At 51.0% G+C, this 2,209-nt stretch carries 2 tRNA genes and 1 rRNA gene; all 3 read right to left on the minus strand.

Going from position 1 to position 2,209, the window contains the following annotated elements:
- Positions 1 to 106: 106 nt before the first annotated feature.
- A tRNA-Ala gene (locus tag BFP99_RS08400) sits at positions 107 to 182 on the minus strand.
- Positions 183 to 192: 10 nt separating this feature from the next.
- A tRNA-Ile gene (locus BFP99_RS08405) sits at positions 193 to 269 on the minus strand.
- Between the two features lie 122 nt (positions 270 to 391).
- Positions 392 to 1,928 (minus strand): 16S ribosomal RNA (locus BFP99_RS08410).
- Between the last annotated feature and the right edge of the window lie 281 nt (positions 1,929 to 2,209).

A 2,209-nucleotide genomic window follows, 5' to 3' on the forward strand; every position in this document is an offset into this window, starting at 1 on the left:
ATACCCAAATTTTTAAAGAACGATCTAATCAAAGACTAGAAATCAACATTCACCATCATACTGATGGAATGCTCATTTCTAAGCTTTCATAACGCAGAAGCAGTAGTGGTGGAGCCAAACGGGATCGAACCGTTGACCTCCTGCGTGCAAGGCAGGCGCTCTCCCAGCTGAGCTATGGCCCCATAACAAAATTGGTGGGTCTGGGCAGATTCGAACTGCCGACCTCACCCTTATCAGGGGTGCGCTCTAACCAACTGAGCTACAGACCCAATTTCGAGCGCAACTGATTAGCTAAGAGCTATCAGCTTGGAGCTTAAAGCTGCTTCTATCGTCTTCTTCAATGAATCAAGCAATTCGTGTGGGAACTTATGGAGCAGCTGATGTCGTCGATTAAGGAGGTGATCCAGCCGCAGGTTCCCCTACGGCTACCTTGTTACGACTTCACCCCAGTCATGAATCACACCGTGGTAACCGTCCTCCCGAAGGTTAGACTAGCTACTTCTGGTGCAACCCACTCCCATGGTGTGACGGGCGGTGTGTACAAGGCCCGGGAACGTATTCACCGCGACATTCTGATTCGCGATTACTAGCGATTCCGACTTCACGCAGTCGAGTTGCAGACTGCGATCCGGACTACGATCGGTTTTCTGGGATTAGCTCCACCTCGCGGCTTGGCAACCCTCTGTACCGACCATTGTAGCACGTGTGTAGCCCAGGCCGTAAGGGCCATGATGACTTGACGTCATCCCCACCTTCCTCCGGTTTGTCACCGGCAGTCTCCTTAGAGTGCCCACCATCACGTGCTGGTAACTAAGGACAAGGGTTGCGCTCGTTACGGGACTTAACCCAACATCTCACGACACGAGCTGACGACAGCCATGCAGCACCTGTCTCAATGTTCCCGAAGGCACCAATCTATCTCTAGAAAGTTCATTGGATGTCAAGGCCTGGTAAGGTTCTTCGCGTTGCTTCGAATTAAACCACATGCTCCACCGCTTGTGCGGGCCCCCGTCAATTCATTTGAGTTTTAACCTTGCGGCCGTACTCCCCAGGCGGTCAACTTAATGCGTTAGCTGCGCCACTAAGAGCTCAAGGCTCCCAACGGCTAGTTGACATCGTTTACGGCGTGGACTACCAGGGTATCTAATCCTGTTTGCTCCCCACGCTTTCGCACCTCAGTGTCAGTATCAGTCCAGGTGGTCGCCTTCGCCACTGGTGTTCCTTCCTATATCTACGCATTTCACCGCTACACAGGAAATTCCACCACCCTCTACCATACTCTAGTCAGTCAGTTTTGAATGCAGTTCCCAGGTTGAGCCCGGGGATTTCACATCCAACTTAACAAACCACCTACGCGCGCTTTACGCCCAGTAATTCCGATTAACGCTTGCACCCTCTGTATTACCGCGGCTGCTGGCACAGAGTTAGCCGGTGCTTATTCTGTCGGTAACGTCAAAACCATCACGTATTAGGTAATGGCCCTTCCTCCCAACTTAAAGTGCTTTACAATCCGAAGACCTTCTTCACACACGCGGCATGGCTGGATCAGGCTTTCGCCCATTGTCCAATATTCCCCACTGCTGCCTCCCGTAGGAGTCTGGACCGTGTCTCAGTTCCAGTGTGACTGATCATCCTCTCAGACCAGTTACGGATCGTCGCCTTGGTGAGCCATTACCCCACCAACTAGCTAATCCGACCTAGGCTCATCTGATAGCGCAAGGCCCGAAGGTCCCCTGCTTTCTCCCGTAGGACGTATGCGGTATTAGCGTCCGTTTCCGAACGTTATCCCCCACTACCAGGCAGATTCCTAGGCATTACTCACCCGTCCGCCGCTCTCAAGAGAAGCAAGCTTCTCTCTACCGCTCGACTTGCATGTGTTAGGCCTGCCGCCAGCGTTCAATCTGAGCCATGATCAAACTCTTCAGTTCAAACATCTTTGGGTTTTTAAGAAACCCTAAACTTGGCTCAGCAATCGTTGGTTATTCTTTGATTTCTCGCGGAGTAACTTGTGATGCTGATAATCTTGTTGACTATCAGTCTGACTCCACAAGCACCCACACGAATTGCTTGATTCAGTTGTTAAAGAGCGGTTGGTTAAGAGCTTTCGTCTCAACCGAGGCGCGCATTCTACAGCAGCCTCATTTGCTGTCAAGTGATTATTTTCAGAAGCTTTCGAAGATTTCTTCAACAACTTCAACCACTTGCGCTT

It is taken from the genome of Pseudomonas sp. 1 R 17, assembly GCF_900067035.1.
GTDB lineage: Bacteria > Pseudomonadota > Gammaproteobacteria > Pseudomonadales > Pseudomonadaceae > Aquipseudomonas > Aquipseudomonas marginalis.